Annotated in this window: 5 protein-coding genes; 2 read left to right on the top strand and 3 right to left on the bottom strand. The window is 71.1% G+C overall.

Annotated features, from left to right (window positions below; genetic code table 11):
* On the bottom strand, positions 1–989 hold a 989-nt coding region (locus tag GT030_RS26525), incomplete at its 3' end, for an ammonium transporter (protein WP_161203273.1).
* A gap of 358 nt (positions 990–1,347) precedes the next feature.
* Entirely contained in the window at positions 1,348–2,826 is a 1,479-nt protein-coding gene (locus GT030_RS26520) for a hypothetical protein (protein WP_161203272.1), read from the bottom strand.
* Between the two features lie 459 nt (positions 2,827–3,285).
* On the opposite strand from GT030_RS26520, the gene GT030_RS26515 reads away from it, so the two are divergent.
* Positions 3,286–3,948 carry a bifunctional DNA primase/polymerase gene (locus GT030_RS26515; protein WP_161203271.1) on the top strand — a complete coding sequence of 221 codons (663 nt, stop codon included), beginning with the start codon at positions 3,286–3,288 and terminating at the stop codon, positions 3,946–3,948.
* Positions 3,949–4,038: 90 nt separating this feature from the next.
* Here GT030_RS26515 and ftsY read toward each other — a convergent pair whose 3' ends face one another.
* Complete coding sequence (gene ftsY / locus GT030_RS26510) at positions 4,039–5,244, bottom strand: signal recognition particle-docking protein FtsY (RefSeq protein ID WP_161203270.1); 1,206 nt, start codon at positions 5,242–5,244, stop codon at positions 4,039–4,041.
* Between the two features lie 180 nt (positions 5,245–5,424).
* On the opposite strand from ftsY, the gene GT030_RS26505 reads away from it, so the two are divergent.
* Positions 5,425–6,876, top strand: coding sequence for a cytosine permease (locus tag GT030_RS26505; RefSeq protein WP_161203269.1), 1,452 nt, complete (start codon positions 5,425–5,427; stop codon positions 6,874–6,876).
* Positions 6,877–7,328: the final 452 nt, after the last annotated feature.

Genomic DNA, 7,328 nt, shown 5'->3' with positions numbered 1-7,328 from the left:
TGGACGCCGACGACGTCGAGGGAGTCGTCGTAGCCGAACCTGAACTTCAGCCCGACGGCGGCGGCGCAGGCGACTCCGGCGATGACGCCGACGGCGATCGCGCCGAGCGGGGAGACGGCACCGCCGGACGGGGTGATGGCGACGAGTCCGGCGACGGCGCCGGAGGCGGCGCCGAGCGTGGTGCAGGCGCCGTGCCGGATCTTCTCGTAGGCGAGCCAGGCCAGCATGGCGGCGGCGGTGGCGACCTGGGTGTTGACGAACATCAGGGCGCCCACGCCGTCGTCGTTGCCCAGCCAGGAGCCGGCGTTGAAGCCGAACCAGCCGAACCACAGCAGTCCGGCGCCGAGCATGACCAGGGGCAGGCTGTGCGGGCGCATCGGGTCCTTCTTGAAGCCGACGCGCTTGCCGATGACCAGGATGACGCCGAGGGCGGCGGCACCGGCGTTGATGTGGACGGCGGTGCCGCCCGCGAAGTCGATCACGCCGAGCTTGAAGGCCCAGCCGTCGGAGGCCCAGACCCAGTGGGCGACCGGGATGTAGACGACCGTGGCCCACAGGGCGACGAACAGGGCCCAGGCCGAGAACTTGACCCGGTCGGCGAGGGCTCCGCTGATCAGGGCGGGGGTGATGATGGCGAACATCATCTGGAAGACCATGAAGACGAACACCGGGATGGTGTAGCCCGGCCAGAGTTCCGTCAGCCCGATGTTGCTCAGTCCGAGCCAGTCGGCGTTCCATCCGATGAAGGCGGAGCCGGAGCCGAAGGCCAGGGAGAAGCCGTAGATCACCCAGAGGAGCGTGACGATGCCGATGCTGATGAAGCTCATCATCAGCATGTTGAGGGTGCTCTTGACGCGGACCATGCCTCCGTAGAAGAAGGCCAAGCCCGGTGTCATGAGCAGCACCAGGGCGGAACAGATCAGCATGAAGCCTGTGTTCGCGGAGGACAGTTTCGGTGCCTCCGCAGCAAGCGTGATGGCTGCTGCCATCGGCATCTCCTCATCGGTTGTACGGCCCCGTGCGGGCGGTGCCTGAGCGGTCCGGTCAAGTGAGGGGTAGGCCGGTTATGCGCCAGAGACTGACGCAGCGCGGTTTCGACCGGGGCCCCCGGCTGTTTCGCGGGGGTGACGAAGGCACCTGGCGTGTTACGCCTCCATGAACTGCCCGTTGCCGGGCACACCGGTCGTTATCGTGGCGCAACCGGCGCTGGGTTCGCCGTAGCGACAGGCGGCTGGGGGCAGACGTGAACCGGCCGCGTCCGGCCTCTCGATGACCTGGCATGGGGGAGCCGAGTCGGGCAGTTCGGGAGGACCGGCCGCGGCCGGGGCATGAGGTGGTACGGGCCTCTCAGCCCGCGTCTGCGCTCTCCGGGAGGTCGACGGCGAGCTGTTCGGTGAGGTCGACGACGACGGAGAGGTCCCCGAAGTCCCGCACGGCCGCGCCGACCGTCTTGCGGATGCGGGTGTTGACCCGCTCCGAGCGGACCTTGCGGGCGGTCTCCATGGCCTGGGACGCGTAGGCGCTGCCCCGCTCGGGCTCGCGCTGGAGGAGGTGCACGGTGGCCATGCCGATCAGGTTGAGCGCGTAGGACCGCTGGTGTTCGCCGTCCTTGGCGAACAGGTCGACGGCGCGCTCCATCAGCGGCTGGGCGAGCGAGGCGTAGGTGGGGCTGCGGCCGGCGACGTAGGCGAGATCGCGGAAGGAGTGCGAGTTCTCGCCGTGCAGTTCGGCCTCGGAGAAGAACCTGATCCAGTCGGGGTCCGGCTCGTCCCAGTCGTCGGCGTCGGCGAAGGTGTCCTCGGCCATGCGGACGGCCCGCTTGCACTTACCGGGCTGGCCCATGTTGGCGTAGGCGCGGGCCTCCATCGCATACAGCATGGACTGGGTGCGGGGACTGGCGCAGTCCCGGCTGCCGTACTGGGCGAGATGGATGAGTTCGAGGGCGTCGTCGGGGCGGCCGAGGTGGATCATCTGGCGGCTCATGCTGGAGAGCACGTACGAGCCGAGCGGCTTGTCCCCGGCCTCCTTGGCCGCGTGCAGGGCGAGCACGAAGTACTTCTGCGCGGTGGGCTGGAGTCCCACGTCGTACGACATCCAGCCGGCGAGTTCGGCGAGTTCGGCGGCGACCTTGAACAGCTTGCGGGTGGTGGTCTCGGGCTGGGGCTCCTGGAGGAGGTCGGTGACCTCGTGCAGCTGTCCGACGACCGCCTTGCGGCGCAGGCCGCCGCCGCACTGGGCGTCCCACTGGCGGAACATCTTGGTGGTGGACTCCAGCAGCTCCAGCTCGGGGCGGGAGAGCCGGCCGGGCCTGCGGGATTCGTGCAGCGGGTCGGGCTCGGGCGGGGCCGGCGAGGAGGGGGTGGGGACCAGCCAGCGCTGCATGGGCTCGATGAGCGCGGGGCCCGCCGAGAGGCCGAGGGAGGTGCCGAGGAAGCCGCGCCGGGCGAGCATCAGGTCGCTGCGGGAGAACTCACTGAGCAGCGCGACGGTCTGCGGGCCGGTCCAGGGCAGGTCGACGCCGGACGCGGAGGGCGACTGGCGGGCGACGCGCAGCCCGAGGTCCTCGACGGAGACGACGCAGCCGAAGCGCTCGGAGAACAGCTCGGAGAGGATGCGCGGGATCGGTTCGCGTGGGTTCTCGCCGTCCAGCCAGCGGCGGACCCGCGAGGTGTCGGTGGAGATGTGGTTGGCGCCGAGCTGCCGGGCCCGGCGGTTCACCTGGCGGGCCAGCTCCCCCTTGGACCAGCCGCTGCGCACGAACCACGAGCCGAGCAGGTCGTTGGGGCGCTTGTCAGCGTTCGTCCCGCCACCGCCGTTGCCGCCCACTGGAACGCCCCCATTCCCTGAATCCACCTGTCGCCGGATGCGCCAAGCCCTATCAGAATGCCGGTGGACCGGGCCGCCCGTCCGGTGGTTCTCACCCTTCGAACGAGCTGACGACTTGCCTCCGGCATACCCATGAGTGCATGTGCCCCTGGGACTCGCACACTCACAGTAATCCCACGATCACCCTTCCAGCCACGGCGATCCCTGAAACGCCACCATTCGCCACCCCTTCGAATGAACTCACGATGACCACCGCGCGCTTCACTTGACACCGGACGTTCGACAGTGGGCGGAGGGAAGCGCGTGGGGGCGCGCGAAGCCCCGTTCACCACCGTTCGTGCCGCGATGCGCCGCCTTGTCCCGGTAGAGGTGAGGGAATGCGGGAGTCGAGGAGTCACGTTCCGCATCCCTCTCGCTCCGTTTCGTAACCACCGGCGCGCTGTACCCGTTGGAGGGGGCATGGGCTTCACGATCGGCGGCATCCGGGAGATCCGCTCCGGCACGCGTCGGCGCGGCCGCACGCCGGAATGCACCACGGCCGCCGAGTTCACCGGCCTGTGGGGCTGGGACGTGGTGCCGGGGGCACGTGCCTCGAACGGCGCCTGCTCCTGCGGGCGTGCCGACTGCCCGGAGCCGGGCGCGCATCCGCTGGACTTCGCGCCCCGGCTGCCGGCCGGGGCCACACTGGACGAGGCGAGCCGGGTGTGGGCCGAGGTGCCGGGCGCCTCGGTGATGCTGCCGGTGGGCGGGGCGTTCGACGTGATCGAGGTGGCGGAGGCCGCGGGGCGCCGTGCGCTGGTGCGGCTGGAGCGGATGGGGCTGCCCCTCGGTCCGGTCACCGCGACCCCGGAGGGCCGTGCGCACTTCCTGGTCGCCCCCGGTACCGCCGCCGAGCTGCCCCACCTGCTCTACCGCATGGGCTGGGACGACCCCGAGGCGCTGGACCTGCGCGGCCTCGGTCCGGGTGCCCACATCACCGCCCCGCCCTCCGACCGGGGCGGCCTCGGCCCGGTGCGCTGGCTCCGGCCGCCGGTGCTGGACGGGGCGACACGCCCTCCGGCGGCCCGGCTGCTGCTGGGCACGCTGGCCTATGTGGCGCACCGCTCGGCCGCACCGGCGTAGCGCGGCGGACTCCCCGTACGGCGAAGCGCCCGTCCCCCGGTTCTGCTGGGGGCGGGCGCTTCGGCGTGGTCGCGGGCGGGGTGACGGGGGTCAGTCACCGAGGAGCGCGTCGACGAAGGCCTCCGGGTCGAACGGCGCCAGGTCGTCGGGGCCCTCACCGAGACCGATGAGCTTTACCGGGACGCCCAGCTCGTTCTGCACGGCGATGACGATGCCGCCCTTGGCGGTGCCGTCGAGCTTGGTGAGCACGATGCCGGTGATGTCCACGACCTCGGAGAAGACGCGGGCCTGCACCAGGCCGTTCTGGCCGGTGGTGGCGTCGAGCACGAGCAGCACCTCGTCCAGCGGGGCGTGCTTCTCCACGACGCGCTTGACCTTGCCCAGCTCGTCCATGAGACCGGTCTTGGTGTGCAGACGGCCGGCGGTGTCGATGAGCACCACGTCGACGCCCATCTCCTTGCCCTCCTTCACCGCGTCGAAGGCGACGGAGGCGGGGTCACCGGCCTCCGGACCGCGCACGGTGTAGGCGCCGACGCGCTCGCCCCAGGTCTGGAGCTGGTCGGCGGCGGCGGCGCGGAAGGTGTCGGCGGCGCCGAGGACGACGCTGCGGCCGTCGGCGACCAGGACGCGGGCGAGCTTGCCGGTGGTGGTGGTCTTGCCGGTGCCGTTGACCCCGACGACCATCACGATGCCGGGCTTGCGGCTCTCCGGCTCGGTCCTGACCTCGCGGTCCATGTCGGTGCCGACAAGGTTGAGCAGCTCCTCGCGGAGCAGGCCGCGCAGTTCCTCGGGCGTACGGGTGCCGAGCACCTTGACGCGCTCGCGCAGCCGCTCGACCAGTTCCTGGGTGGGCTGGACGCCGACGTCGGCGGTGAGGAGGGTGTCCTCGATCTCCTCCCAGGTGTCGTCGTCCAGGTGCTCGCGCGAGAGCAGCGTGAGCAGGCCCTTGCCGAGGGCGTTCTGGGAGCGGGAGAGGCGGGCACGCAGCCGGATCAGACGTCCGGCGCTGGGCTCCGGGATCTCGATCTCGGGAGCCTTCTCGGCGGCGGGGGGCTCCTCGACGGTGGCGGGGGCGCCGCCGCCCGGCAGGTCCACCTCCTCGATGGTCCGGCGTTCTTCGTCGCGCGGGGTCTCGGCCTCGTCACCGACGTGCGGTTCGGCCGGGGGCGCGGTCAGGTCGGGCTTCGACGGCGGGGGCGGCGGCAGCGGCTTCTTGAGCCTGCTGGTGATGAGGAGCCCGCCGAGTGCGCCGAGCACGACCACGGCGATGACTACAGCAAGGATGATGGTTTCCATAACCCGACCAGTATCGGCCATGGGGTATCCGGCGAAAGGGCTTCCACGCTCCCGGCATTTCCTCCAGGAGACAAATGCCACAGCAGTAGTGGAGTCGGATTAAACTACGCTGACTCCTGGCTCCGCTCCGCGCGTCGAGCCCGTCGTCCTCGTCCCCCACCGCTAGGACACTCCCCCTCCATGAGCAAGACGGCCGCGCGCGAGGGCGCGCTGGAAACCCGTGGCATCGAGCCGGTCCCCGATCACGAACGCACCGCGCGCACCCGCGGGCTCTTCCCCACCTGGGTGGGGGCCAACATCAGCGTCCTGCTGCTCACGATGGGCGCGAGCCTGGTCGTGGCGTACCACCTGAACTTCTGGCAGGCCCTCGTGGTCGCGGCCGTCGCTCCCGTCATCTCCTACGGCCTGGTCGGGCTGATCGGGATCGCCGGCAAGCGGGGCGCGGCGCCGGGCATGGCGCTGTCGCGGGCGGTCTTCGGCCAGCGCGGCAATCTGCTGCCCGGTTCGCTGATCTGGGTCGCGCGCTGGGGCTGGGAGACGATCAACGCGGTGACCGGTGCGTACGCGCTGCTCACCATCCTGGACCTCGCGCTGGGCATCAAGGCCAACGGCGTGCTGGACATGGTCACGCTGCTGCTCTTCGTGATCGCCACGTTCGTGATCTCGGGGCTCGGCATCAACGCGGTGCAGAAGTGCAGCAAGTACGCGACGTATCTCTTCGGCGTCTTCTCGGTGCTGGTGCTGGCGTACCTGGCCGTGCACACCGACTGGTCGCGCGTCATGCACGGCGGCGCGGGGTCGACGGCTTCGCTGATCACCGCGGTCGGCATGATCGCCGCGGGCGGGGTGAGCTGGATTCCGTCCGCGCCGGACTTCACCCGCTATCTGCCGCGTACGGCTTCCTCGCGGGCGATCGTCGGGCAGACCGTCGGCGGGGCGGGCATCGTCGTGCTGCCGCTGGTGCTGATGGGCGCGGTGATGGCGGTGGCTACGCCGGATCTGGCCTCGGCCTCCGACCCGGTGTCCTTCCTCGGCACGATCCTGCCGCTGTGGATCGCCGTGCCGTATCTGCTGATCGCGGTGGTCGGCATGCTGCTGATCAACTCGATGTCGATGTACTCGGCCGGCTTCACCGCGCAGACCCTCGGCTTCCGGATTCCGCGCCACTGGGCGGTCTCCGTCAACGCGGTGATCTCGCTGGCGCTGGGTGGTGTGCTGATGCTGGTGGCGTCCAGCTTCATGGGCTCCTTCATCGCCTTCCTCTCCATGCTCGCGGTCGCCTTCTCCGCCTGGACCGGCGTCTTCGGCGCGGACATGCTCCGCCGCAAGGAGTACGACCCCCGCGCCCTCGCCGACACCACCCCCACCAGCGCCTACTGGTACCGCGCCGGCTTCTCCCCCGCCGCGGTCGCCTCCTGGGCCATCGGCCTGGTCTCCGGCCTCCTCTTCACCACGTCGGACTGGTTCACCGGCCCGTTGGCGAAGAACAACCCCATCGGCGAGTACGGCTTGGGCTGGATCGCCGCGATCGTCATCTCCGCCGCGCTGTACTCGGCCCTCCCGAAGCCCCGGATCACCCCCTCGACCCCCACCCCGGCTCGGGCCGAGGCCCCGATCCCGGCAACGGTCTGACCCCACCCCCGAAGGCCCCCTCCCCGGAGGGGGCCTTCGGCACGCGGCGCCCCGGAGCGCTCCGGGCAAGTGGGCGGGCGGCGCCGCCCGTGCCAGGACTCGATACCGGAGGGACCGCCCCTCCGCGGCCCGCGAACCCAAGGGGCTCACGGTGACGGGACCAGCGCCCCTGCCGACCAGGCCGTCAGCCTGCGCCGAGTACGCGGGCTTGCGGCGGGGCCCTGGATGCCCCCGCCACCAGGGGTAGCCCACATTCAGGGCCATCCACCCAGGTCCCGGCACCCTCGACCGGCGCCGGGCGTGCCGATCCACGGCTGCTCCAGCCTCAGAAAGCCGGCGCCGGTCAGCCTGGCCAGGCTGACCGCGCTGTCGGTCGGCACCGACGCCCCGACCCACGGCCGGCCCGGCCGCCCGGCTCAGCCGGAGGTGGCTGCCCGTCCGGGTGGGCCGGC

The organism is Streptomyces sp. SID1328 (genome assembly GCF_009865595.1).
GTDB lineage: Bacteria > Actinomycetota > Actinomycetes > Streptomycetales > Streptomycetaceae > Streptomyces > Streptomyces griseoluteus.
Note: the sequence above shows the minus strand (reverse complement) of the source record. Positions and strands in the feature narration are given on the sequence as shown.